18 protein-coding genes are annotated in these 25,321 nt (G+C 69.8%); 13 read left to right on the plus strand and 5 right to left on the minus strand.

Annotated features, from left to right (window positions below):
• Positions 1 to 130 precede the first annotated feature (130 nt).
• Positions 131 to 340 (minus strand): DUF4287 domain-containing protein, encoded by a 210-nt coding sequence (locus ACZ7OY_RS09210; protein ID WP_471910801.1) that lies wholly within the window; start codon positions 338 to 340, stop codon positions 131 to 133.
• A 252-nt stretch (positions 341 to 592) separates the two neighbouring features.
• Here ACZ7OY_RS09210 and ACZ7OY_RS09215 point away from each other — a divergent pair, with 252 nt between their 5' ends.
• The 12 genes from ACZ7OY_RS09215 to ACZ7OY_RS09270 all read left to right on the plus strand — a co-directional run bounded on the left by ACZ7OY_RS09215 (position 593) and on the right by ACZ7OY_RS09270 (position 20,357).
• Positions 593 to 745 carry a hypothetical protein gene (locus ACZ7OY_RS09215; protein ID WP_471910802.1) on the plus strand — a complete coding sequence of 51 codons (153 nt, stop codon included), beginning with the start codon at positions 593 to 595 and terminating at the stop codon, positions 743 to 745.
• A gap of 110 nt (positions 746 to 855) precedes the next feature.
• Positions 856 to 1,140, plus strand: coding sequence for a hypothetical protein (locus tag ACZ7OY_RS09220; protein WP_471910803.1), 285 nt, complete (start codon positions 856 to 858; stop codon positions 1,138 to 1,140).
• A gap of 124 nt (positions 1,141 to 1,264) precedes the next feature.
• Positions 1,265 to 2,794: an amino acid adenylation domain-containing protein gene (locus tag ACZ7OY_RS09225; protein ID WP_471910804.1), complete on the plus strand. Its 1,530-nt coding sequence runs from the start codon at positions 1,265 to 1,267 to the stop codon at positions 2,792 to 2,794.
• Positions 2,791 to 3,048: an acyl carrier protein gene (locus ACZ7OY_RS09230; RefSeq protein ID WP_471910805.1), complete on the plus strand. Its 258-nt coding sequence runs from the start codon at positions 2,791 to 2,793 to the stop codon at positions 3,046 to 3,048. Before ACZ7OY_RS09225 ends, ACZ7OY_RS09230 begins: the two co-directional genes overlap by 4 nt.
• Before the next feature lie 5 nt (positions 3,049 to 3,053).
• Positions 3,054 to 4,379, plus strand: coding sequence for an MFS transporter (locus ACZ7OY_RS09235; RefSeq protein WP_471910806.1), 1,326 nt, complete (start codon positions 3,054 to 3,056; stop codon positions 4,377 to 4,379).
• A gap of 150 nt (positions 4,380 to 4,529) precedes the next feature.
• Positions 4,530 to 10,886, plus strand: coding sequence for an amino acid adenylation domain-containing protein (locus ACZ7OY_RS09240; protein ID WP_471910807.1), 6,357 nt, complete (start codon positions 4,530 to 4,532; stop codon positions 10,884 to 10,886).
• An 18-nt stretch (positions 10,887 to 10,904) separates the two neighbouring features.
• Positions 10,905 to 14,858, plus strand: coding sequence for a non-ribosomal peptide synthetase (locus ACZ7OY_RS09245; protein ID WP_471910808.1), 3,954 nt, complete (start codon positions 10,905 to 10,907; stop codon positions 14,856 to 14,858).
• Positions 14,859 to 14,901: 43 nt separating this feature from the next.
• Positions 14,902 to 15,114: an MbtH family protein gene (locus tag ACZ7OY_RS09250; protein WP_471910809.1), complete on the plus strand. Its 213-nt coding sequence runs from the start codon at positions 14,902 to 14,904 to the stop codon at positions 15,112 to 15,114.
• Positions 15,115 to 15,117: 3 nt separating this feature from the next.
• Positions 15,118 to 16,119, plus strand: coding sequence for an LLM class flavin-dependent oxidoreductase (locus tag ACZ7OY_RS09255; protein ID WP_471910810.1), 1,002 nt, complete (start codon positions 15,118 to 15,120; stop codon positions 16,117 to 16,119).
• A 46-nt stretch (positions 16,120 to 16,165) separates the two neighbouring features.
• A complete protein-coding gene (locus ACZ7OY_RS09260; protein WP_471910811.1) occupies positions 16,166 to 16,918 on the plus strand; it encodes a thioesterase II family protein in 753 nt (250 codons plus the stop codon).
• Positions 16,919 to 17,085: 167 nt separating this feature from the next.
• Positions 17,086 to 19,089, plus strand: a complete 2,004-nt coding sequence (gene thrS / locus ACZ7OY_RS09265) for a threonine--tRNA ligase (RefSeq protein ID WP_471910812.1) — start codon at positions 17,086 to 17,088, stop codon at positions 19,087 to 19,089.
• Positions 19,090 to 19,214: 125 nt separating this feature from the next.
• Positions 19,215 to 20,357: a helix-turn-helix transcriptional regulator gene (locus ACZ7OY_RS09270; protein WP_471910813.1), complete on the plus strand. Its 1,143-nt coding sequence runs from the start codon at positions 19,215 to 19,217 to the stop codon at positions 20,355 to 20,357.
• A gap of 371 nt (positions 20,358 to 20,728) precedes the next feature.
• Here the strand turns inward: ACZ7OY_RS09270 and ACZ7OY_RS09275 are convergent, their stop codons facing one another.
• The 4 genes from ACZ7OY_RS09275 to ACZ7OY_RS09290 form a co-directional block, all read right to left on the minus strand.
• On the minus strand, positions 20,729 to 21,202 hold the full coding sequence (locus ACZ7OY_RS09275) for a transposase (protein ID WP_471910814.1): 474 nt from the start codon (positions 21,200 to 21,202) through the stop codon (positions 20,729 to 20,731).
• 24 nt (positions 21,203 to 21,226) lie between these two features.
• Positions 21,227 to 21,430 (minus strand): hypothetical protein, encoded by a 204-nt coding sequence (locus ACZ7OY_RS09280; protein ID WP_471910815.1) that lies wholly within the window; start codon positions 21,428 to 21,430, stop codon positions 21,227 to 21,229.
• Between the two features lie 138 nt (positions 21,431 to 21,568).
• Entirely contained in the window at positions 21,569 to 21,928 is a 360-nt protein-coding gene (locus ACZ7OY_RS09285) for a transposase domain-containing protein (protein ID WP_471910816.1), read from the minus strand.
• Positions 21,925 to 23,412: an IucA/IucC family protein gene (locus ACZ7OY_RS09290; protein ID WP_471911201.1), complete on the minus strand. Its 1,488-nt coding sequence runs from the start codon at positions 23,410 to 23,412 to the stop codon at positions 21,925 to 21,927. Before ACZ7OY_RS09290 ends, ACZ7OY_RS09285 begins: the two co-directional genes overlap by 4 nt.
• Before the next feature lie 268 nt (positions 23,413 to 23,680).
• Between ACZ7OY_RS09290 and ACZ7OY_RS09295 the strand changes: the two genes are divergently transcribed.
• On the plus strand, positions 23,681 to 25,279 hold the full coding sequence (locus ACZ7OY_RS09295) for an IucA/IucC family protein (RefSeq protein ID WP_471910817.1): 1,599 nt from the start codon (positions 23,681 to 23,683) through the stop codon (positions 25,277 to 25,279).
• Positions 25,280 to 25,321 lie beyond the last annotated feature (42 nt).

Consider the following 25,321-nt stretch of genomic DNA (forward strand, 5'->3'; position numbering starts at 1 on the left):
ACCCGACCTTTCAGCCTCTCGATCCACGACCGGCTCCCGGCGTGCACACTCCAAGAGTCTGCCACTGATCGCGACGGAGGACTCCGGCGGCCGGAGCCGCGCCTCTCGCCTGCGCGGCGCGCCGGCCGTCTCAACCGGTCTTCTCGGCGAGGGTGTACGCCACGAGCGCGTTCGCGTGGCCGTGTCCCAGGCCGTGCTCGGTCTTGAGCCAGGCGACCAGTTCCATGTGCCTGGTCAGCGGGGAGGAGCGAATCAGGTCCTGCCACTCGGCCACCGGACGGCCGTACTTCTTCTCGATCGAGGGAAAGTAGCTGGCGGGGCCCTTCACAGGTGCGGTCATGTCGGTCGCTTCCCGTCTGTCGGTCGTATGCGCTGTCGTGGGTATGACCGGCGGGAGGGGGAGCAATGATCGCCCCGCCGAAGTGAGCCGAGTCACACACCGCGATGCCGACCGCTCTCTCTCGGTTCCGCATTAGGACGCGGCCCGTTTGGGCTAGCCCGAATGTCTTTTCCCTGGTCGCCGGCATCAGCAGACTCATTCCAGAGCCTGGCAGTCGCGCCGGGACGCCACCCGACCCGGGAGTCGATCAACGTGAATCTCATCGCCCGCGCCGCCGCCGTCGCTCTCGTCACCATGGCAGCGTCGCTGAGCATCGCCGCCTCGGCGGCGGCAACGCCGGCGGTCACCGTGCAGGCGGACGCCGCGCAGCTCACCGAGTCCACAGACGGCAACATCTGGGGGTGAGGTGCCTCACGGCAGCCTTGCCAGGCACTCCACTCGACGATGGACGGACTTCGTTGTATGTGATCACAGCACGACTGGTGAGTTCTCAGCCGAAGAACCGAGCTTCGGACGTGGACCGGATCGCCAGCCGACTTCGTGAAGCGACCGGGACGGGCGATTCAAGCCTTCAGCACCACTGGATGCGGCTGGACCCTCTCGGTGCCGCGCTCGTCCTCTACATGATGGCTCCGAGCCTGGAATCGGCAGAGCGCGAAGCTCGCGCGATCCTCCGCCGGGCTCTCGCCTCCGATCCGAGCCTCCTTCGCTGGCAACTGGACCGCGCCGGTGCCGATCTGATCGTGAGTGCGATGGAGGAATTGCTGTGGCGTCGGCTACCTGATGGCGGCCCGACCTGACTTCCCGGGGGCCGCTCGTCCCTGGGTTATGCGGAAGAACTTCCCGCTTTCCTCACCATGTCGCATTGCTGCTGCACGCTGTGCTGACCACCGGCCCACGATTCCCAAGGCGGACTTACGTGTCATGAATTTCGCAAATTTCACCCTGGTCGAGGCATTCGATGAGATGGCCGCCACCCATCCCGATGCAACGGCCATTGAATTCAGTGGCGATCGGGCCTCCTATGCCGAACTTGCCGCCGCATCCCGGCGGGTGGCGGCTCTGCTCAAGGAACGCGCCGGAGTGCGGCCCGGCGACCTCGTGGCGTTCTGTCTGGAGCCCTCCATCGAAATGGTTGTCACGGTACTGTCGATTCTGCGCTGCGGTGCCGCGTATGTGCCGCTCGATGTGCAGAACCCGCCAGTGCGTAACAGGCTCATTCTTGACGACAGCAGTCCGCGGGCCGTGGTCGGCGACGCAGTCGACGGGCTGTCCGGCGGGTGTTCCATCACAAGCGACGAAGTCCGGCAGGCGGCCTGGGACACCGGCGCGGAGGGATGGTCGGGGGCTCGACCGGATCCAGGCGCATACTGCTACGTCATCTACACCTCGGGGACCACAGGCAAGCCCAAGGGCGTGCCCATAACGCACCGCAACGTCTTGGCTCTCTTCGAGGCCACTGCCGAACTGTTCGACTTCGGTGCCGAAGACGTGTGGCTGCTCTACCACTCGATCGCCTTCGACTTCTCCGTCTGGGAACTATGGGGGCCACTCCTGCACGGCGGCTGCCTGGTGATCGTCGACCGGTGGACCAAACTCTCGCCCGAGGCTTGCGCCGAACTGCTGCTGGACCGCGGCGTGACGGTGCTCAACCAGACTCCCACCGCGTTCTCGGTGATGGCCCGCGTCCTCATGGAGAAGGTGCCCGACGACGACGGCGTCCCGTTGCGCTACGTGGTGTTCGGCGGTGAGCGGCTCTCCATGCCCGCCCTGCGTACCTGGGCGAACCGGTTCGGCCTCGACCAGCCACAACTGATCAACATGTACGGACTCACCGAGGCCACGGTCCACACCACGTACCACCGGCTCACCGAGAAGGACCTGCTTCTCGACGACTCGGTCATCGGTCGACCGCTGCCGGGCTTCACTGCCCGAATCGTGGACGAAGCCGGCGACAGCAGTGAGCGCGGTCAACTAGTGGTGTCCGGCCCCCAGGTGGCGGCCGGATACCTGGACCGGCCGGAAACCACTGCCGAGCGATTCGGGCCCGACCCGCTCGGCCTCATCGACGGGACGCAGTTCTACCGGACCGGGGATCTCGTGGAGATGCGGAACGGGCAACTCGTCTACCTCGGTCGTGCCGACCGGCAGGTGAAGATCCGGGGTCATCGGATCGAGCTCGGCGAGGTGGAGGCGGCTGTCGCCGCCGTACCGGACATCACCGAAGCGTCCGCCGTGGTCGTCGGCGGCACTGAGAACCCGATCCTCGCCTGCGGATACACCACCCGCTCGGGGCAGCAGGTCGAACTTCGCGCCCTCCGGACCGAACTTCGCAAGCGTGTTCCGCAGTACATGCTCCCGACCCGTTTCCAGTGGTTCGAGCAGCTGCCCCTGACGGTGAACGGCAAGACAGACAGTCAAGGCGTGGCCAAAGAAATGGAGTTCGAGAAGTGAGTGAAAAAGTGCCGACATTGAACCAGAACGAAGTGAGGCAGCGGATCCTCGACTGGATCGGCGCGGAGTTGGGAGAGCATCACATCACCGGTGCCGACAATTTTCTCGAACTCGGCGGCCACTCCATGATGGCGATCGAACTCAAGGCGAGGATCGCCCGTGAGTACGGTCTGTCGATCAGCCTCGCCGATCTGTTCCAGCGTTCGATCTCGGCCACCGTGGCCCGCGCTGGAGACGGAAAGGGCACGGTGTGAACAGCATGCGCGTCTATGCTTCCGTACTCCGCATTCCCGACTACCGCAAGCTCTGGATCGGCGCGGTCATCAGCCTTCTCGGTGACGGCGCCACATGGACGGCCCTCGCGTGGATCGCCGTGTCGACCGGCGGCGCCGGGACCCTGGGCGTACTCGGCGTCTGCTACTCCGCCCCCGTCCTGCTCGGCGGCCTCCTGGCCGGCAAGGTCGTGGACCGCTTCTCCCGGCGCAAGCTGCTGGTGTTCGACTCCGTCGTGCGCGGTGCGGCCATGCTCGCCGTCCCGCTGCTGTACGTCGCGCATGTCCTCAACCCGTGGCACCTCTATGTCGTCGCGGCGGTCTTCGGTCTGTTCAAGATCATCCCGATCGGCATCATCCCCGCTGTCCTGCCCGAACTGGTGCCCAAGAAGCAGCTCCCCACCGCGATCGCCCTTGAGGCGGTCGCCTACGGCGCGGCCGGCATGATCGGCCCCGCTCTCGGCGGTCTGCTGATCCCGCTCATCGGCGGGTACTGGGTGCTCGCCCTGGACTGCGCGAGCTACTTGGTGTTCGCCGGTTTCGTGCTCAGCCTGAAGGCCCGCCTGGACCGTCCGGGGGCCGGTGCGGAGACCACGAACGACCAGAGTGCGGTCTCCGCCGAGCGGAGCTCCTGGCGTCCGGTCGTCGCCTTCGTGGTCCGGGACCGGGTGATGCTGGTGATCACCATCACCTTCACCATCTTCAACGTGGCGATGGGCATGCTGATCGTCGCTCAGCCGTGGCTGGCCCATGAGCGTCTCCCGGGCGGTGCCACCATGCTCGGCGTGCTCGTCGGCGGCCTCGCCGGCGCCGAGATGATCGGCTCGCTGATCGCCGGAGCGGTCAAGCCCGCTGTCCGTCCGATGCTCCGTATCGGTCTGCTCCAGGTGATCTCCGGCAGTGGCCTGCTTCTGCTTCTCGGTGCGAACCCGGTGCTCATCCTCGTCGGCCAGCTCATCTGCGGCTTGCCCGCGATGCTCATGACGGTCTCCTCGCAGAGCATCCGGTATCAGCGCACCCCGGAGGTACTCCGCGGCCGAACCATGACCCTGATGCGCACGCTGATGCACAGCGCGTACCCGCTCGGGGCGATCGTGGCCGGTCCGCTGCTGGCGGGCGACCACTACACCGTCGTCGTGCTGACCATGGCCGTGGCCGCGGGCGCACCCGGCCTGCTCACTCTCGGTCTGGTGCGCAACGCGGTCGTCAACAAGCGAGAGCCCGAGACACCGGCTGGGCCCGTCCCCCAGGTTGCGGCCGAGCCCGTCGGCCAAACCCCCGTGCTCGCGGCCAAGTCGGCGCAAGACGGCTGATCACCGATCGGCACACCCACCTCCCTCGCGGCCGACACCGGCGAGTACCCGGCGGCCCGGTGCTCCCACCGCCCCTGTCCTGAGCGGTCCAGTACTGGTCAACCTCACCAGCGTCGAACGCTGACTCACCTCGTATCGGAGTACACACTCATGCCCGCAACAATCGTCACCACGACGGCGGTTGCCGCCTCGTACGCCCAGGAAGGGCTGTGGCTGCTGGAGCAGTTCGGCGCGGGGCCGACGGCCAACAACCTCCCCATGGCCTGGCGGATCGCCGGCCGCGTGGATCTCGACGCACTTGGCGGAGCCCTGCGCATGGTCGCCGAGCGCAACCCGGTGCTGCTGTCACGCTGCGCCTGGGACGACGACGCCGGGGTCCTGCTGATGTCCGAGGATTTCCGGCCCGGCGACATCCCGTTGTACGTCACTCACGGCGTCGAGGAGCAGCAGGCGCTGCTCGAGGTGCGGGAGGAGTCGCTGCGTGCCTTCCCCGGCGACTCCCCATTGATCCGTGCGCATGTCTGGACCCCGGCAGGGGAGGGCGACACCCTGCTGTTGCTCGTCATCAACCACCTGGTGTTCGACGGAGGCTCGGAGGAATCCTTCTTCGCCGAACTCGACGCGTGCTATCGCCATGCGACGGAGGGCGAGGCTCTGCCGCCGGTCCCGGAAACGTATCGGCGCTTCGCCCGGGAGCAGCGGGAACGCTTCGCCCGCGCCGACCAGTCCGCCCGGGTGTCCGAGCTTGCCGCCCGGCTGCCGGTACCGCAGAGCGTGGCACTGTCCGGCTCGGCCGGTGGCGGCCGAGCCGGACAGGACCCCTCGGAGGCGGCCCGCCACTATGAGTGGCTCGACGCCGAGGAGCTCTCCCGGCTGAAGCAGTTCGCTCACGGGCACGGCGCCTCCGAGGTGATGGTGCTGCTGGCCGCACTCGTCGCCACGGCGGCCCGATGGGGCGACCAGGAGAGCTGCAGCGTGCTGCTGCCGAACGCGAACCGGGCGGAGACCTGGAGCCGTCTGCTGATCGGTCCCTGCCTCAACAGCCTGTACGTCACGGCTTCGGCCGATCCCCGGCAGAGCTTCGCCGAGCTGCTCGGCCAGGTCCGTGACCTGGCCCTGGACGCCTACGGGGACCACGACGTGCCCGCCGAAGCACTGCGCGCACGCTGGGCGGAGCGCGGCGGCGAGGCCCACACCAATGTGATGCTGAACATCTTTCCCCAACAGCGTGCCGAGTTGAGCCTGCCCGGCTGCACGGCGAGGCGGCTGAGCTGGGAGGAGACTCCGGTACGGGCTCGTACGGACCTCTGCGTCTACGGTTGGCCGCAGGACGGCGGGCTACGCCTGGAGTTCCTCCATCGCACGGCAGCCCTCACTTCGGCGGACGCGGCCTCGTTCGCCGCCTCGATGACCGGACTGCTGCGGCAAGCCGTCGCCACCCCGGACCTGCCGCTGGCCGAATTCACGTCGGACGGAGTCGACTCCGTCACCCGCATGCTCACGGAACCGTTGCCCGCCACGCCTCGAGCGTCGGTCGTCGAGCAGGTGTGGGAGGCTGCGGCCCTCCATCCGGAGGCCACGGCGATCCGGGCGCCGGAAGGCGACCTGAGCTACGCCGAGCTGACCGTCGCCGCCGAGGCGGGTGCGGTCCGGCTTCTCGACCTGGGTCTGCGTCCGGGCCAGATCGTCGGGCTGGAGGGCGGCCACAGCACCCGGACCGTCCTCGCGGCCCTGGCCGTCCTGCGCGTCGGCGGAGTGCCGCTGTTCGTCCAGCCGGACCTGCCGCGGGCGCGTCGGGACGCGATCCTCGAGACCGCCCGCCCGGCATTCCTGATCGGGGAGACCGATGGCGCCGCCATCCGCCCGGACGCGCTGCTCGCCGCCGGGGACGGTCTGTGCGACGTCCCGCTGCCCGGCACCGACGATCCGGCGTACGTCTTCTTCACTTCCGGTTCCACCGGCACTCCCAAGGGTGTGCTGGGCCGGCACGGCGGACTCGCTCACTTCCTCGCCTGGGAGCGCGAACTGCTGGGAACCGGCCCCGGCGACCGGGTCGGCTGGCGCACCAACACAGGTTTCGACGTGGTCCTGCGCGACCTGTTCCTGCCCCTGGTCTCCGGAGCCACGCTGGTCGTGCCCGAACCCGGCGATCTGGAGGACCCCGCCGCAACCCTGCGCTGGCTGGAGCGCAGCGGTGTGACCACGCTGCACATCACTCCGAGCCTCGCCGACCTGCTCGTCGCCGAGCATGCCGAGGACCCGGACGCAGCCCCCCGGCCCCGCGCGCTGCGCGCCGTGCTCTTCGCCGGGGAGCCACTCACCGGACAGGCTGTCCGCCGCTGGCGCGAACACCTGGGCGGACAGGCCCGCGTCATCAACCTCTACGGGCCGACCGAGACCACGCTCGCGAAATGCTGGTACGAGATCCCCGCGGAACCGTCGGACGGGGTGCAGCCGATCGGCCGGCCGCTGCCGGAAACCCAGGTGGTCGTCCTCGGCCCTGCGGGCCGGCCCGCGGGGATCGGCGAGACCGGCGAGATCACCATCCGCACGCCGCACCGCTCGCTCGGCTATCTCGATGCGTCCGACCGTGACGCGGCGGACCGCTTCGCACCCAACCCGTTCCGCGCCGACGAGGCCGATCTCCTCTACCGGACGGGCGACCTCGGCCGCCTTCGGGCCGACGGGCTGCTGGACATCCTCGGCCGCGCCGACGACGAGCTGAAAGTCCACGGAGTGCGTGTGCAGCCCGCGGAGGTCACCGCCGTCCTGCGGGCCCACCCCGACATCGAGCAGGCCACCGTGCTCAAGCGCGACGACGGCCATGGACTGATCGGCTATGCGGTGACACGCGCCGGAAGGCCGTTGGACGAGGCCGCCGTGCTGCGACATGTCGCCTCCCTACTGCCTCCGGCCTTCGTCCCCGCCCGGCTGGTGGCGCTGGACCGGCTGCCGCTGCTACCCAACGGCAAGGTGGACAAGAGGTCCCTGCCGCATCCCTCCGCGGACCGTGCGCACTCCGAGATCGTCGCGCCGCGCACCGCTGAGGAGGCGGCCGTGGTGGACATCTTCGAACAGGTCCTCGGGGTGCGGCGCATCAGCGTGCACGACGAGTTCCTGGCGCTCGGCGGCCATTCGCTGCTGGCCATGCAAATGGCCGCACGGCTCGGGAAGCGCTTCGGTGTCCGGGTGCCCGCCGCCGTCATCCTGGACCGGGCGACGCCCGCAGTGATCGCGGCCCGTGTCGTGGTGCGGAAACCCGAAACGCTTCCGCCGGTCGGCACCACGGCGCAGGACGCCCCCTATCCGGCCGGCCTCACCCAGGAGCGGATGTTCTTCCTGGAGGAGATGACCGGCAGCGAGCCGGGCGTCTACATCATCCCGTGGTGCTTCCGCCTTCGCGGAGGCCTTGACCGGCAGTCGCTGCGCAGGTCGCTCCTTCGCCTGGTCGAGCGGCACGCCCCGCTGCGCACCGGCTTCGAGGTCACGGCCGACCGGTTGCGGGCCCTCCCGAGGACGGCGCGGGAGGTCTTCGACTACCGAACGGTCGAGCTCTCCGGAGCCGGCGAACTCCCCGCCTTCGTCCAGGAGGAGCTCACCAGGCCGCTCGACCTGCGGGCCGGCCGAGTCATGCGCGCCACCCTCGCCGAACTCGGGCCCGACGACTGCGCCCTGATTCTGATGGTTCACCACATAGCCGCCGACGGCTGGTCACTCGCTGTGCTCCAGGACGAACTGTCGGCGCTCTACGCGGCTTTCAGCGATCAGCCGGGCGCGGTCGAACCGCCCCTGCCCGAGTCGGACTACGCCGGCTTCGCCCGTTGGCAGCGAGCCCGCACAGCGGCCCTGGAGGCAGACGGCGGTCTGGCGAGGGCGGCCGAGCATCTGCGCGGAGCGCCGGAGCGTTACGGCATGCCCACCGACCGCCCTCGCGGTCACCGCCAGACCTATCGCGGCGACCGTGAGGTGCTCGCCCTCCCGGCGGGGCTGCCGGAACGTCTGCATCGCGAGGCGGGCCGCCGCTCCGTCACCCCGTTCACCCTGGTCGCCGCGGCGTACACGGCGGCGGTCGCGGCCCGCGGAGGCGACCGCGAGCTGGTGCTCGGAACGGCGGTGGCCAACCGGCCCGAGTCCGGCCACCAGGAGCTGATCGGCTGCTTCATCAACACCGTCCCGCTGCGGCTGCGACTGCCCGCGAGCGGACTGCTCGACGACCTCATCGCGGTGACAGCGGCCGAAGTCGGGCGCGGACTCTCCGAAGCGGACGTGCCGTTCGAACGCCTGCTGTCCGAACTCGACGTGCCGCGCACAGCGAGCCACCCGCCCGTGTTCCAGGCAGCGCTGGTGATGCAGCAGGCGGCACCGGCCTCACTCGAACTGCCCGGTGTCCAGGTCGAGGAAGTGCCGGACGCGCGGACGACCGCAAAGGCCGAGCTGAGTCTGATCACCCGTCTCGATGGCGAGCGGTCCGAGTTGACCCTGGAGTACAACGCCGATCTGTTCGAGCCGGCCACCGTCCGCCGACTCCTGGCCCACGTCCGCCACCTGCTGGAGAGCACCACCGACCCGGCCGCCCGGTACGACGCGCTGCCCCCGTCCGAACTCTCCGCGGAACTCGACGCGGCGGCCGGTCCCATGCCCCCGGCCGGCCCGGACGAGGCCCAGGAGCTGCTCACCGGGATCCGCCGGTCCGCCGCCCTCGCCCCGGACGCACCGGCCGTCAGCTACGCGGGGCGCACCCTGAGCTACGCCGAACTGCTCGGTCTGGCCGACGCGCACGCCCATCGGCTGCGCGCGAGCGGAGTCCGTCTCGGCGACGTGGTCGCGGTGCACATGGAGCGCTCGGCCGAACTGGTCGTCGCCCTCCTGGCCGCGTTGGCGGCGGGCGCAGCATACCTGCCGCTCGACACCGCGGCTCCAGCCGAACGGCTGCGGCTGATGATGGACACCGCGGGGGTCCGGACCCTGCTCACCGGCCCCGGAGGGGTGCCCGACGAGCTGAGCCGGGAGCACACCCTCGTCGTCGGCCTGGAAGCCGAGCCCAAGCCACCGCTGGAACTGCCCCTGCACGGCGAGCTGCCCGCGTACTGCCTTTTCACTTCGGGCTCCACCGGGACTCCCAAGGGCGTTCTGGTCCCGCACCGGGCGATTGTCAACCGGCTCCGCTGGATGCAGAACACCTACCGCCTCGACGCCTCCGACACCGTCCTGCAGAAGACCCCCTACACGTTCGACGTCTCGGTGTGGGAGTTCTTCTGGCCGCTGCTGGCCGGCGCCCGGATCGTCATGGCCCGTCCCGGCGGCCACCGCGACCCGGGATACCTGATCGAGGAGATCCGCCGTGAACGGGTCACCACCCTGCACTTCGTGCCGCCCATGCTGGCCGCACTGTTGGAGCAGCCGGGCGCGGGGACCATCGCCGAGACCGTACGTCTGGTGGTGTGCAGCGGGGAGGCGCTCGAAGGCAGCCTGCGTGACCGCTTCTACGAGGTCACGGCCACCGCCGGAGTGACACCGGTCCGACTGGAGAACCTCTACGGCCCCACCGAGGCCGCCGTGGACGTCTCGTGGCACAGCTGCGCACCGGCGCAGGCGGGCGCCGCCGTCCCCATCGGCCGACCGATCGACAACATCCGGCTGTACGTGCTCGACCGCGACACCATGCGGGTGATCCCGCGCGGCGGCGTCGGCGAGCTGTACATCGGCGGCATCGGACTGGCCACCGGCTATGTCGGCCGGCCCGATCTGACTGCCGACCGGTTCGTCCCGGACCCGTTCGCCGGACCGGAGCACCCGGGCTCGCGCCTCTACCGCACCGGCGACCTGGTGCGGCGGCTTCCCCACGGCGAGCTGGAATACCTCGGCCGGACCGACTTCCAGGTGAAGATCCGCGGCGTGCGCATCGAACTCGGCGAGATCGAGGAGCGGCTGGCGGCCCAGCCCGAGGTCACCGACGCCGTCGTCGTGGTCCATGAGCATCCGGGCGGTGGCAAGGAGCTGATCGGCTACGTCGCCCTCCGCCCCGGCACCCGGGCCGACGGCACCGTGCTCGCCGAGCGACTGCGCGGCATCCTGCCCGACTACATGTGCCCCTCGCTGATCGTGGTCATGGACGAGTTCCCGCTCGGCGCCACCGGCAAAGTCGACCGGCGGGCCCTGCCCGACCCGGAGCCGTGGCGCAGCGACGTGGTGGCGTACGAGGTGCCGGACACCGACCAGGAACGGATGCTCGCGGCCATCTGGGCCGAGGTGCTCAAGCCGGACCGGCCGGTCGGCGCCCTGGACCACTTCTTCGCCATCGGCGGGGACTCGCTCAGCGCCGTACGCGTGGTGGGTTCCGCCGCCGACCAGGGCTGGTCCCTGGGCCTGGACGACGTGTTCACCGCCCGCACCCTGCGCGAACTCGCCGCCGTCATGACCGCGGTCGATCCGCGGCAGGAGCAGGCGACACCCCTTGGCGAATTCACCCTTCTCAGCACCGCCGACCTCGCTCGGCTCGGACTCTAGAGACCGGAGAACAGTCGCATGACCACCGCAGCACCCCACCGCGGAACAACCACCAGCTCCGTCACCGACGCCTATCCGCTGTCCCGGCTGCAGGCCGGCATGATCTACCACGCCGAGCTGGAAGGCGATGCCTCCTACTACCACGACATCTACTCGCTGCGGGTGCGCGGGCCGTGGCACGAGGAGAGCTTCCGCGCCGCCGTCGCCGGGCTGATCGGGGCCCACGACGTGCTGCGCACCTCCTTCGAACTGGCCAAGTTCAGCGAACCGCTGCAGCTCGTGCACTCCACGGTCGACGTCCCCTTCGAGACCGTCGACCTGCGTGGCCTGGAGCGGGATGCCGCCGAGCGGGTTCTCACCGACTGGCGGCGCGAGGAGACCGGCCGTCCCTTCGACTTCGCGGCGGCGCCCCACTTCCGCATGGTCGTACACCGCCTGGGGGACGAGGAGTTCCACTTCTGGTGGTCGTTCCACCACGCGATGATGGACGGCTGGAGCCTGCACTCGGCGGTGGCGGAGCTCTTCGCCGGCTACACGGCGATCCGTGCGGGCCGTACTCCGGACTTCACCGCCCCACAAACCCGCTACCGCGACTACATCGCGCTCGAACTCGACGCCCTCGACGACGCACGGCAACGCGACTTCTGGCGCGACCAGCTGGCCGGTGCCGAGCCCGCCGTGCTGCCCATACCGCCCCGGCGCACCAGTGACGAAATGGACTCGACCGTGGAGGTCGAGTGGTACGACATCCCGCGGCCCGTGCTCGACCGGCTCGGCGAACTCGCGACGCGGCTGCGCGTCCCCGTCCGTACCGTGCTGCTCACCGCGCACCTGCGCGTGGTCTCGGGGCTGCTCGGGCGACCCGACGTGATCACGGGGGTCGTCGGCAACGGCCGCCCGGAGACGCGGGACGCCGAGCAGGTCAAGGGACTCTTTCTGAGCACCTATCCGCTGCGTACCACCCTCCCGCAGGCCAGTTGGGCCGACTTCGCCACCGCGGTCTTCGCCCAGGAGGCCGCGATCCTCCCCAACCGCCGCTATCCGCTCGCGGCGATGGTCGAGGAGACCGGCTGGAGCCCCTTCGACGTCGTCTTCGACTTCCGGCGGTTCCGAAGCTATGAAGGGCTCACCGCACAGGACGACCTGGCCTTCGACATCGGCGACTACTACGAGCACACCAACTTCCCACTGACCTCCGGTTTCGTGATGAACCCGGAAGGCACCTCGCTGCGGCTTCAGCTGCGCTACGACGCACGCCGTTTCGACCGCGCGGACACCGCCCGTCTCAGCCGGGCCTACCTCTCGGTGCTGGAACGGATCGCCGCCGATCCCGACGCCTCCGTGCTGGCCGCGCCCGCGCTCGCGGACGAGGACGTCGCCGCACTTGCCGTGCTCGGCTCCGGTCCGTGGCGCGACACCGCGCGCCCACACGGCGTGTACCAGCGCATCGAGCGGGCCGCCCGGTCCGGTCGGACCGCCGTGCGCGCCGTCGACGGCGAACTGGGGTACGACGAGCTGCTGGACACAGCCGGCCGGATAGCGGGCAGCCTGGCCGAGGCGGGAGTCCGCCGGGGCGACCCGGTCGGCGTGTGCATGAACCGTGGCACCCTGCTCATTCCCGCTCTGCTCGCGATCTGGCGGATCGGTGCCAACTACGTCTCACTCGACCCCGATTACCCGCTCGACCGGCTGCGCTACATCGCCCGCCACAGCGGTGCGGACTTCCTCCTGCACGATGCCGCCTCCGCCGGTGTCGCCCCTGAACTCGCCCCGGCGGCCCTCGCCGTCGAGACGGCTGCCGCACACCCGCGCAGCGCCGAGGCGGTCGAGGTCTCCGGCGACGAGCTCGCCTACACGATCTACACCTCCGGCTCCACCGGCCTGCCCAAGGGTGTCGAGGTGCCGCACGGCTCCGTCGTCAACTTCCTGGACGCGCTCGTGGAGCGCCTGGACCTGGACGAATCGCACCCCTATCTGGCCACGACCTCGATCAGCTTCGACATCCATGTCAACGAGATGTTCGTCCCGCTGATCCTCGGTGGCACCGTGCTCCTGGCCGCCCGCAGCCAGGTCGCGGACGGCGCCGCGCTGCGCGAACTCATCGAGTCGGAATCCGGGCTGATCGCCCAGGGACCGCCCGCCATGTGGCGGATGCTGCTCGACACCGGCTGGCGTCCCAAGGACATGGCCGGAGTGCTCTGCGGTGGGGAGGCGTTCCCGCGCGACCTCGCCGAAAGGCTGTCACGAGACGGTGCGGCGGTCTGGAACATGTACGGACCGACCGAGACCACCGTGTGGTCCTCCGTGCAGCCGGTGGCGGACGGGGACGGCACGGTGCCCATCGGCCGTCCGATCCGCAACACCACCATGTGGGTGCTCGACGCCCACATGGACCCGGTCTTCCCCGGCGTTCCCGGCGAGCTGTACATCGGTGGCGAGGGTGTGGTCCGCGCCTACCACGATCGGCCGGACCTGACGGCGGACCGCTTCGTGCCGGATCCCTTCGCCGGCCCCGGCCGGCCCGGCGCACGGCTCTACCGCACCGGCGACCTGGTGCGCATCGGCGAGAACGGCACCTTCGAGTACCTGGAGCGGGTCGACCTCCAGGTCAAGGTGCGCGGCTACCGGATCGAGCTGGAGGAGGTGGAGGCCAGGCTCGGCCGACACCCGGAGGTCTCCGCGGCCGTCGTCGCGGCGCCGCTCGGCACGGACGGCGAACGGGTTCTCGCGGGCTACGTCGTGGCCGCTCCCGACGTAGACGGCAGCGCGCTTCGCACCTGGTGCGCCGAGGCACTGCCCGGTTACATGGTGCCCCAGGCCTGGGTGCTGCTCGACGCGCTGCCGCTCACCCCGAACGGCAAGGTCGACCGCAAGGCGCTGCCCGGCATCGGCGAGGCGATGTCCTCGGCCGGGGGCGACACGGCCGCGCCGAGCAGCGACACCGAGCGCGCACTGGCTGCCATCTGGAGCGAGGTGCTCGGCGTCACCGGCATCGGCGTGAACGCCAACTTCTTCGACCTCGGCGGTCACTCGCTCCGTGCCCTGCGGGTGGTGCTCAAGGTCCGCGACGAGCTCGGAGTCGAGCTCCCGGTCGCCGCCCTGTTGCAGGCGGCCACCATCCGCAGGCTCGCGGCCCTGATCGACCGCCGGGACGCCGACGGCACCGACGACGCCGACACGCTGGTCGTGCCGCTCAACTCCGCGGGCCGCACCCCGCTGTTCCTCTTCCCCCCGCTCGGCGGCCACATCTTCAGCTACGGACCGCTCGCCCGGCTCCTCGACGGCAAGGTCACCGTGTACGGCGTGCGTGCCTCCGGCATGGAGCCGGGAGAGGAGCCGCTGGACTCGATGAGCGGCCTCGCCGACCACTACGTCGCCCGGCTCAAGGCTGTCCAGCCGGAGGGCCCGTACCACATCGCCGGCTGGTGCATGGGCGCGACGGTGGCCGTGGAGGTGGCCCGCCGGCTGCGCGAGGCAGGCGACGCGGTCGGCTACCTCGGGCTGGTGGTGGCCAACCACTTCGACCCCGCCCCGCGCAGGCTTCTGGAAGACCCGACCGCCCTGGTGCACCACATGCTCGGTCAGGGAACCGACACGACGTACGAGGAACTGGCCGCCATCGACAGCCTCGACGAGAAGATCGAATTGGTGTTCAGCCGCGGCCGGAGCGCGGGCGCGCTGCGCGACGACGTCAGCAGCCTCGACGACGCGCGCAGGCTGCTCGGGGTCTACCAGGCCAACGCCAAGGCGATCAGTTCGCACCAGCAGGCCGAGTACGACGGCGCCGCCCGGGTCTTCGTCCTTCCGGAGGAGAACTTCCAGCCCGCCGACATGGGCTGGTCGCAGGTGATCACCGGCCCGATCGGCCTGCACGGGCTGCCCGGCCTGCCCGCCACGTTCCTCACCCGCAACGAGGTCGGCCGACTGGCCGAGGTCATCGCGGCCGAGCTGTCCCACCGTGCCGCCCGCTGAGCGGCCCCCATCGACCGACACGGACCGATCAAGGAGTCAGATCATGGCTGTTGAGAGCATCGACCGTTTCACCGTAGTGAGCAATTCGGAGCAGCAGTACTCGGTCTGGTTCCCCGGGCGGCCGCTCCCGCTGGGCTGGCAGGTCTCCGGCTTCGAGGGAAGCAGGGCCGAGTGCCTCGCGCACATCGAGGAGATCTGGCGGGACCTGCGTCCGCTCAGTCTTCGCGTGGCGCTCGCCGCCGGAGAGGCTGCCTGAGCCATGCTGACCGTCTACACGACCGCGCCTTCCTCGCACAGCCTCACCGGGCACGAGTTCCGGCGGCGCGCCGTCGACGTGGCGCAATGGACCGAGGCGGCCGGCCACCGCGGCCTGCTCGTCTACACGGACAACACGCTCGTCGACCCCTGGGCCGCGGCCCAGCTGATGATCGAACACACCGAGACGCTGGTGCCGTTGGTCGCGGTGCAGCCGCTGTTCCGCCATCCCTTCGACGTTGCCAGGGCGATCAGCTCCATCGGCTATCTGCACGGCCGCCAGGTCGATCTCAACCTGGTGACCGGGGGATTCGCCGGGCACATGCGCGAGTTGGGTGACGTCCTCGACCACGACGAGCGCTACGACCGGCTGGCCGAGTACGGGAAGATCGTCAACAAGCTGCTCACCGGCGCCCGGCCGGTGACCCACCTCGGCCGCCACTACGGCCTCAACGCCGCCTCGCTCACCATCCCGCTGCCGGCCGAACTCACCCCGAACATCTACGTATCGGGATCCTCCGTCGCCTGCTCCCAGGCGCAGCAGACCCTGGGCGCTGTGCGGCTCTCGTACCCGCGCGCGGCCGCGGACTACGCACAGGACCCCGACGGCCTGCGGGGCAATGGCATCCGGCTGGGCATCATCGCCCGTGAGAGCAGTGCCGAGGCCTGGCGGATCGCGCACAAGCGGTTCCCTTCCGACGAGTTGGGCGAGCAGCTGCACGATGTGGCGGCCGGGCAGGTCGAGTCGCGCTGGCACCAGAACCTCTCCCGGGACGCGCAGAACTCGCACGGTCCCAGGGACGGCTACTGGCTCTACCCGTTCCGCGCGTACAAGACCTTCTGCCCCTACCTGGTCGGCAGTTACCAGGAGGTGGCCCGGCTGCTCGGTGAGTATCTCGAGCTCGGCATCACCGCACTGATCCTCGACGTGCCGAGGGACGAGGACGACCTCCACCACTCGGACATCGCACTTCGACTGGCACAGCGGATGCCGGCCGCCGTCTGACGCGGCGCCACCGCACGCCCGTCGAACCTTCTGAAGGAGACAGAGCATGACCCAGACAGCCTCGTGGATCCGGCGTCTCGACGCCTCGAGGGGCGCCGCGGTGCCGGATCTGCAGCTGGTCTGCTTTCCGCACGCAGGGGGATCGGCGGGCTTCTACCGCCCGCTCGCAGCCGAACTGGCCGGCCACGCAGAGGTGCTCGGGGTGCAGTATCCGGGACGCCAGGACAGGTATTCGGAGCCCGTGGTCACGGATGTCCACCAGCTCGCCGACCAGGTGGCAGAGGTGCTGGCGCAGGAGGACGGGGGCCGGCCGCGAGCTCTGCTCGGCCACAGCCTCGGCGCGGTCGTCGCCTACGAAGTCGCCGCTCGGCTGGGCGACACCGCCCCGGTCGCGCTCATCGTGAGCGGCCGGCCGGCACCCTCGCGTATCCGCCGGACCACCGCGTACCTGCTGGCGGAGGACGCGCTGATGGAGCAGGTGATGTCGCTCGGAGGTACCGAGAGCGAGTTGCTGGAGCATCCCGAACTGCGCTCTCTGCTCCTGCCGTTGATCCGGGGCGACTATCAGGCCAGTGAGACCTACCGGTTCCGTGGCGGCCCGCCGCTGCACTGCCCGGTCGTGGCCGTGACGGGCGACGGCGACCCGCTGACCCCCGTCGCTGACGCCCGGGTGTGGGCCGAGCACACCACAGGTCCGTTTCGACTGCACGTCCTGAGCGGCGGGCACTTCTTCCTCAACGAACACTGGGCGGCCGTCGCCCGCACCGTCCGTTCCAGCACGGAGGCGGTTCTCGCATGACCTCGGCGACACGGACCTCCCATGGCCCAGAGGATGCCTGACGGGGCTGTTGGCCGGTTTGTGACGACCTGGTCGTCACCGCCTGCGCTTTGGCCCCACACTGAGCCCGACCCTGGCCGGATCGGCCCTGCGATTTCCGCCCTTCACCATGAACCGAGGAGCCATCAATGAGCACAGCCCGCGTCGACCGTGTGCCGGACGCGGTCACAGTCCCGGCCGGCAGCTCGTGTGCCGACGCCGTCGCCACGGCCAAACTGTCCATGACCGGGCCGAACGCGATTGTCGCGGTCCGTGATGCCGACGGCCTGCTCCGGGATCTCTCCTGGGAACCTGGGGAGGAGGTAAAAGTCCTTCCCGTTCCCATGTCCAGTCCCGACGGACTGAACATCCTGCGGCACTCGACCGCGCATGTTCTCGCCCAGGCCGTACAGAGTCTCTATGCCGAAGCGAAGCTCGGCATAGGGCCGCCGATCGAGAACGGCTTCTACTACGACTTCGATGTCGCGAAGCCGTTCCAGCCGGACGATCTGGAGCGGATCGAGATTCGGATGCGGGAGATCATCAGGGGAGGCCAGCGCTTCCGGCGCCGAGTATTCCCGTCGATCGAGGCGGCGAAGCGAGAGCTCCACGACGAGCCGTACAAACTCGAACTGGTGGATCTGAAAGGTGATGACGGCGCCCCTTCAGCCTCTGACTCCCCGTCGGGGGAATTGGCCGTCTACGACAACCTTGACGCGCGCTCGGACGAGATTTGCTGGTCCGACCTCTGCCGAGGCCCACACCTCCCCTCGACCAAGTTGATCCAGGCGTTCAAGTTGACTCGCTCGGCGGCCGCGTACTGGCGGGGGAGTGAGGCCAACCCACAGCTGCAGCGTGTCTACGGGACGGCCTGGCCGACTCGGGAGGAGCTGAAGGAGCATCTGCGGCAGCTGGAGGAGGCGGGCAGACGCGATCACCGCAGGATCGGCGAGGACCTTGATCTCTTCACCTTCAGCAAGGAGATCGGAAAAGGACTCCCGCTGTGGCTGCCGAACGGCACGATCATCCGGGATGAACTCGAAGGCTGGGCGCGACAGACGGAGCGACGTCTGAAGTACCGGCGAGTGGTCACACCGCACATAACCAAGGACGAGCTTTACTACCTCTCGGGGCATCTTCCTTACTACCGCGAGGATCTCTACGCGCCGATCGACATCGAAGGTGAGCAGTACTATCTCCGGCCGATGAACTGCCCACACCACCATATGGTGTACAAGTCGAGGCCGCACAGTTACCGGGACCTTCCTTACAAGATTGCAGAGTACGGGACCGTTCACCGATTCGAACGGAGCGGCCAGCTCCACGGCCTCATGCGAACCCGCGGGTTCACCCAGAACGACGCGCACATCTATTGCTCGGCAGAGCAGGCGAAGGACCAGTTCCTGGAAGTCATGCGCATGCATGACGAGTACTACCGGGCGCTCGGTATCTCGGACTTCTACATGGTGCTCGCCTTGCGTGATCCCCGGAACACGGCCAAGTACCACGATGACGAGGAGATGTGGCGCCTGGCGGAGCAGATCACCCGTGACGCCATGGACGAGTCGAACATTCCCTACGTCGAGGAGATCGGTGGGGCTGCTCATTATGGGCCCAAGGTCGACTTCATGATCCGTGCGGTGACCGGCAAGGAGTTCGCTGCCTCGACGAACCAGGTCGACCTGTACACTCCGCAGCGCTTCGGCCTGACCTATCGCGACTCTGACGGTGGTGAGAAGCCGGTCGTCGTGATTCATCGTGCACCCCTGGGCTCACACGAGCGGTTCGTGGCCTACCTGGTCGAGCATTTCGGCGGGGCGTTTCCGGTCTGGCTTGCCCCGGAACAGGTCCGGGTCATCCCCCTCGCACCAGAGTTGCGGGAGTACGCGGACGAGGTCTGCGACGTTCTCCTCGGTGCGGACCTGCGTGCCGACGTCGACCGCGGTGACGCCCGCCTCTCGGCGAAGGTGCGAGCCGCGGTCACGCGCAAGGTGCCACTGATCGTCGTCCTGGGCCGCAAGGAGGCCGAGGATCGGACCGTGTCGGTGCGGTATCGCTCGGGCGAGGAGCGCTCGATGCCTCTCGAAGCGTTCGTGACGCAGGCCGCCGAACTGGTGCGCACCAAGAGCCTGGAGGGCGCCGGACACCAGTAGGACACGGCGAGGTCCGGGAGCGGGCCCGGGAGCGGGCCCGGGAGCGGGCCCGGGAGCAGTCCCGCTCCCGGGCCGGCCGCACAGTGCCCGGCAACGGCGCACCGCGGAGATCGAGCTCTTTACCTTTGTCCGAGAACGGCCACCGTAAAGCCGTGCAGGGCGATGCCGAACACCTGTATGGTCAGATGTCGCGCGCCCTGAATCGCGCGCAGAGCATCCTTGACATGCTCGCAGAGGTCTTCGTAACCTCTCGCGGGCTCGCGGAAGCTGACGGGGGAATAGTGCTTGACTTCTTGGGTCTCGATCCCATATCTGAACAAATATATCGTTTGCTGTTGACTCGGCACGACCTGGATGTCGAAGGAATGGCCAGGGAGCTCTCCGCTACTGCGAACGAGATTCGACGGGCCCTCGACAACCTCGCCGAATTGACTCTGTTGCGTCCTTCTTGGGATGTTCCGGGTGAACTGCGGCCGGTCAGCCCTCAAGTCGGAATGGAATTGCTCATCCAGCAGCGCCAGGCGGAAATGCTGCGCCAAAGTTATCAGTTCGCCGAGAGCCAGGTGGCCGTAGCGCAACTGGTCCAGGAATACACCGACCAGCGCTCCGGACAAGGCCGCCCCGAGGTCGAAAAACTGATGGGGATGGACGCGATCCAGGACCGGATCGAGCAACTGTCCCTGCGCGCCACCGAGGAAGTCGCGACCCTCATGCCCGGGGGGCCGCAGGACCCGGCGCTCATCGAGGCCGCGAAGAGGCTGGACTCGCAGGTGCGCGGTCGGGGAGTGGCGATGCGCACCGTCGGCCTGGAGAGTCTCCGCAAGGACCCTCCCACGCTGACCTATGCCCGCTGGCTGACCGAGATCGGTGCTGAAGTGCGCACTGCGCCCTCGCTGCCCATCCGGATGCTCGTCTACGACCGGCGCATCGCCCTTGTGCCGGTCGACCCGGACAACACCGCGCTCGGCGCTCTTGCAGTCACCGATCCCGGCACGGTCACGGCGATTCTCGCTCTCTTCGAACAGATCTGGTCCATGTCCCGACCCGTCGGCGATACGACCCCCGCCACTGACGACGACGGCCTGTCCCCGCAGGAGCGCGAGCTACTGCTCCTGCTGTCACAGGGCCTCACCGACGAGCGGGCCGGCCGCCAACTGGGCCTTTCCGCACGGTCGGTACGACGGATGATGGCCGGCCTCATGGAACGCCTCGGCGCGCGCAGCCGCTTCGAAGCAGGCTTGAGGGCCTCGGAGAACGGCTGGCTCTAACTGGCTGAGTCTGCCTCACCTGCCTGCCGGGCTTGGCGCACTTAAACGCAATGCCGTCGGCTTAGGGGTCTGGTGGGGGTGCGACCGCCGCGATCGCCAGCAGGGTTTCCGCTGGTCGCCGGGTTGGCTGGGGTGGTCGTGGCGGTCAGAATTCCAGGACAGGAAACGGGACATCTTGCGCTTCGTCTGACGGATCACGGCCCGGAGCCTGCGGGGCGGATTGATCTCCTCCTCGAGCTCACGGGCCACCGTCGACAGGTGCTGAGGGGAAAGGCCCTGTTCAGCGAAGTGATGCTCCGGCGGGCTGCCCGCAGGGCCGCGGCGAAGGGCAGCCGGTCCAGGTCCAGCGGTTTACTGCGGTTCACCGCTGCTCAGTGCATGAGGACTCTCAGGCAGCCGGTGTAGACCACCAGGTGCGCGTAGATCTCCTGGAACACCAGCTCGGGGCTCTTGCTCGGCATGACGGTGCGGGTACCGATCTGTGTCGTCTTCAGCTCGGCGAGGGTGTTCTCCACCTCCCACCGCTCGCCGTGGAGGGCGGCCAGTTCGGCGGTCGGCGCCGTGCCGGGATCCATGAGGGCAGCGGTGATCCGGTAGCGTCCGGCCTGGTCACGGCCCGGGATGTCCAGGCTGTACTCGATCACACGGGCCCGGATGTCCTGGGGCGGCCGGATGCTGCGTCCCCGCCCGCCGCGGACGGTGGACATCCATGAACCGTCGGGGAGAACCTGCTCGACCGGCAGTTTCCAGATGCCTGGGATCCACCACGGCAGATCGGCGCCGGTGGCGGCCAGGTGCTGACAGACATGGGCTCCGGGCAAGCCGCGGTCGGCCAGAACCAGCATGCCCGGCCGGAGCGAGCCGACAAGTCATTCGGCCAGGACCCGCTCCTCGGCCCGGTATGAGTCGACTGCGGCGTCGCAGATCACATGGGTTCCGGACTCGACCAGGACCATGATCCGGGCCAGCGGATATCCGGTGGGTCCCTCACCGGACTTGGTCCGCAGTCGGCCCGGCCCGGCCTCGTTGGCCTCCGGGTCGGCGCACTGCAACGTCGTCCCGTCCAAAGCCATCAGCCGCAAGCCCCGCCAGAATGCCCCAGGCGTCCGTTCGTCAGCCATCGCTGCCCCGGCGTGAAGAAGCAGCTCACGCAGTACCTCCACCCCGAGGCCCTGGCGAGCACGGAAGGCCGCCGCCTTGTCCGGAACCCGTCAGGCACCCCACCCGTCCTCGCGCCGCACCGCCTCGGCCAGCGGCCGCAGAACCTCCCGGTACGGATCGCCGGAGAACAACGCCCGCGCAAGCACGAAGTACACCATCAGCCGCGGCGGCAGCATCCGGACCCTCACCTCACGGCTCCGAGGCTTCGCCAGTAGGCCAACGGCATTGCACTTAAACGCCAAGCTTATTGAAGAAACTCGTACCAGCATCATCTCTGTCTGACTGGCCACAGCGTGTCCGCTGCACTGTGGGAAACGATCACTCTTTACGTGGGAAACGATCTCTGGAGAGTTGGCATTGGCGCTGACCGGCAAGTTTCGTCGGTTTCCCTGCCCGTGCCCGCCGCTCATCCGGCCAGCGGGTTGGGCAGCGGCAGATAGCGGGCGTCGGCACCGTCCGCTCCGGTCCAGCGCAGCAGCAGGTTGGTCTTGCCGGGCAGGGTGGGCGAGGCCAGCAGGGTGTCGATCTCGGCCAGGTCGTGGCGGGCCAGTTCACGGCGGGCGGCCGGCCAGGGGTCGAGACCGGGGTGGCGCTCGGCCAGCGCGCCGGCGATCTCGGTGAGGTGGTTGACCACCAGGCAGTAGACCAGCCGCTCCCAGCCCGCCTCCCTGGACACGTCCGGCAGCAGCTTGACGCCCTCGGCGTCCCGGAACAGCGCCTGCACCGGAACGCCGTCCGCGTCGACCGCGACCAGCGTGTTCTGGAGATGCGCCTCCAGTACGACGCCGTGGTCGGCGAAGGCCGCGATGGCCGGAGGGACGACGACCCCCAGGTAGGCCTCCCACCAGGCCCCCGGGTCCTTCGTACCGTCCAGCGGGCTGCCCGCGAAGCCCTCGGCCAGGGCCGCGGCGAGCAGCGGCGTGGCGCCCGGGCGCAGGTGGTCGCGCAGTCCGTCACGGACCAGGACGGCCAGTTCCTCGAAGGCGAAGCCGGCGGTGCGGTAGCCGCGGTCGCCGAGCCAGGCCGCGGGTCCCTCGAACGCCGCGAGGGCGCGCCCGGCAGCCGTGTCGGTCCGGCGCAGTTTCAGCAGGTCGTGACGCCACAGCCGACGGATGTCGTTGGTGATGCGGACATCCAGGCTGAACTTCAGGAAGAGGTCGCGCTCCGGGCTGTACGTCGTGCGGATCGCGGCCGTGGGCCAGACCGCGGAGGCGGTACCGCCCAGCCGGATCAGCCGGCCGTCGGCGAAGGCGGGGGCGAGGTCGCGGCCGACCAGATCGAGCTGCCAGGGATGCGCGGGCAGCAGCCGGTAGCCGGGCGGGGCCTCGCCGAGGGTGTCCAGGGCCGCGGTGTCGCCCTCCTCGACGACCGTGTCCTCGCGCACCCCGAGCAGGACGAGCGGGAAGCGGGCGTGCGCCTCGGGGGCGTACGGCAGCCAGCCGGCCACCGGGCCGCCGCCGCGCGCCTTCGGGGCGGGGTGGTGCGGGTGGCCGGTGACCAGGGACTGCTCGGAACGGAGGTAGGGGTCGTCGGGCGGAGTGGCGGCGGCGCGGGCGGTGAGCAGCGCGGCGACCGCGTCCCTGCTGTCGATCATCTCGGCGGGCAGTTCGTGGTTGGACAGCCCGGTGTGCCGACGCAGCTCCTCGGCGACGAGTTTGACCAGTTCCGGATGGTCGAGGCGGTGCCAGGCGCCCGCCGCGTACACCTCGGGTTCGGCGGGCCGCCGGGTTCCGAGCACCCGCAGCAGCCGGTCCCCGCCGGGCAAGCGGTACACCGGGCGCTCGCCGGGATCGGCGCGGTCGCCCAGCGGGCGGGCCACCTCGCGCAGCAGACAGTTGAGCAGGGGCGCGGCCGCGTAGGCGTCGGCCGGGTCGGTGCGTCCGCCGGTCGACACGCCGAGCCGCGGGGCGGCGAGCTGGACCGCGGCGTCACCGGCGGACGGGGCTGCGCCGTCACCGGCAGTCGGGCCGGGGCCGCCACCGGCGGGCACGGCGGTGGCACCGCCGGGCGGGGCGGCGTCGGCGTCGGCGTGCGGGGGCAGGAGGTCCACGCGATCCACTCGTTCCCTACGGTCCGTTCGGACGGAGATGATCAGTATCTCTGCTGTCACCACCTGCCTTGACCGACCAGTCCCACCCCACTCGTACCCGAGGAGCCCGACCGTGTACCGATCTTCCAGCGCCGAGGACGCGATCGCCGCCGAACTGGCCGATGTGCGTCCCGGCCTCGTGGCACGGTTCACGGCCGAGCTGCCCGGCGCCCGCGCGGCCGTCCTGACCCGGCTGTGGCGCGCGCTCGCCCATGAACCGCTGCCGTGGATCGTGCGCCGTGAACCCGGCGGCGACGGGCTCACCCTGCGGCTGTCCGACGGCCGCAGGCTGCACGGTCCGGCCCCGGATCCTTACGCCACCGCCGCGTATGTCACCTCGGTGGAGCTGGACGGGGTGGCGTACGACCGTCCGCAGCGGCTGCTCACCGCACTCGCCGTGCCGAACGGCGCGGCCTTCGCGGCCGAACTCGACGACAGTGTCGCGTCGTTGGCACTGTCCCGGGCCGGGCAGCCGGACCGGCCCGCCACGCGGTCGCCCGGCGGACGGACCACGGACGAGTCGCGGACGGACGAGTGGCCGACGGACGAGCCGCGGACGGACGAGTGGCCGACGGACGAGTGGCCGACGGACGAGTGGCCGACGGACGAGTGGGAGTGGGAGCAGCGGGTGGTCGACGGGCATCCGTACCACCCCAACTGCCGTTCCCGGCCGGGTTTCTCGGCCGCCGAGCAGCTCGCGTACGGGCCGGAGCACCGGCCCCTGGTGCGGCTGGGCCTGGTGCCGGTGGAGGCGGACGAGTGCCTGGTGACGGGCGAGTGGCCGCAGTGGCTGCGGGACGGGCGGCGGACGGTGCTGCCGGTGCACCCCTGGCAGGCGGCGCATGTGCTCAAGCGGGCGGGCGACACCGGGCTCGACGCGCATCCGCTGATGTCGCTGCGCACTCTGGCCGTGCCCGGCGGTCCGCACGTCAAGACCGCGCTCACCGCCCGGCTGACGTCCTCGGTACGGGACATCTCGGTCGGGTCCGTCTCGATGTCCGCGACCATGTCGGCGTTCGGACAGGAGCTGGCGGCGCGCACGGACGGCCTGCTGCACGTCACCCGCACGCTGGGCGCGGCCACCGCCCACTCGCCGGACCTGGCGGCCGTGCTGCGGGAGTCGCCGGGTGTCTACGCGGCGCCGGGCGAGCATGTGGTGCCGGTGGCCGCCCTCGGGGCGACCGGTCTGCCCCGGTCGCCGGACTGGCTGGCGGACTTCACGCGGCTCGCGCTGACCGTCGGGCTGCGGCTGCTGGAGCTCGGTGCGGCCCTGGAGGCGCACGGCCAGAACCTGCTGGTGGTGCTGTCGCCGACGGGAGCGCCGCTGCGTCTGGTCTACCGCGACCTCGCCGACATCCGCGTCGGCCCGCAGCGGCTGGCCCGACACGGCGTCCCGGTCCCCGCGTTGACCGGGCGGACCGTCACGGACGATGTGACGACCCTGCGACGCAAGCTCTTCGGCTCGCTGGTGGCGGGCTCGCTGGCCGCGACGGCCGGATCGGCGCCGGCGCTGCGCGGGGCGCTGGAGGCGGTCGTACCGGACCTGCCGCGCACCCCGGACCTGGTGGCGCTGGTCGAAGAGCCGCTGCCGGTCAAGGCGCTGACGCTGATGCGGCTGTCGCCGGGGGTGGCCGGGGACCAGTGGGCGCGGCTGCCCAATCCGCTCGTTTGAGAGCCGGTCCGGCGTTGGACGGACCCCGTTTTGTGGCGGGAC

The organism is Streptomyces sp. NPDC107559 (assembly GCF_055657365.1).

Excerpts from the sequence above, each read along its gene's own strand:
- thrS (WP_471910812.1), top strand. The coding sequence starts at position 17,086 with ATGAGCACAGCCCGCGTCGACCGTGTGCCGGACGCGGTCACAGTCCCG.
- ACZ7OY_RS09260 (WP_471910811.1), top strand. The coding sequence starts at position 16,166 with ATGACCCAGACAGCCTCGTGGATCCGGCGTCTCGACGCCTCGAGGGGC.
- ACZ7OY_RS09280 (WP_471910815.1), bottom strand. The coding sequence starts at position 21,430 with ATGGCTTTGGACGGGACGACGTTGCAGTGCGCCGACCCGGAGGCCAAC.
- ACZ7OY_RS09255 (WP_471910810.1), top strand. The coding sequence starts at position 15,118 with ATGCTGACCGTCTACACGACCGCGCCTTCCTCGCACAGCCTCACCGGG.
- ACZ7OY_RS09250 (WP_471910809.1), top strand. The coding sequence starts at position 14,902 with ATGGCTGTTGAGAGCATCGACCGTTTCACCGTAGTGAGCAATTCGGAG.
- ACZ7OY_RS09210 (WP_471910801.1), bottom strand. The coding sequence starts at position 340 with ATGACCGCACCTGTGAAGGGCCCCGCCAGCTACTTTCCCTCGATCGAG.
- ACZ7OY_RS09285 (WP_471910816.1), bottom strand. The coding sequence starts at position 21,928 with ATGAGCGGCGGGCACGGGCAGGGAAACCGACGAAACTTGCCGGTCAGC.
- ACZ7OY_RS09245 (WP_471910808.1), top strand. The coding sequence starts at position 10,905 with ATGACCACCGCAGCACCCCACCGCGGAACAACCACCAGCTCCGTCACC.
- ACZ7OY_RS09235 (WP_471910806.1), top strand. The coding sequence starts at position 3,054 with ATGCGCGTCTATGCTTCCGTACTCCGCATTCCCGACTACCGCAAGCTC.
- ACZ7OY_RS09225 (WP_471910804.1), top strand. The coding sequence starts at position 1,265 with ATGAATTTCGCAAATTTCACCCTGGTCGAGGCATTCGATGAGATGGCC.
- ACZ7OY_RS09275 (WP_471910814.1), bottom strand. The coding sequence starts at position 21,202 with ATGCTGGTTCTGGCCGACCGCGGCTTGCCCGGAGCCCATGTCTGTCAG.
- ACZ7OY_RS09240 (WP_471910807.1), top strand. The coding sequence starts at position 4,530 with ATGCCCGCAACAATCGTCACCACGACGGCGGTTGCCGCCTCGTACGCC.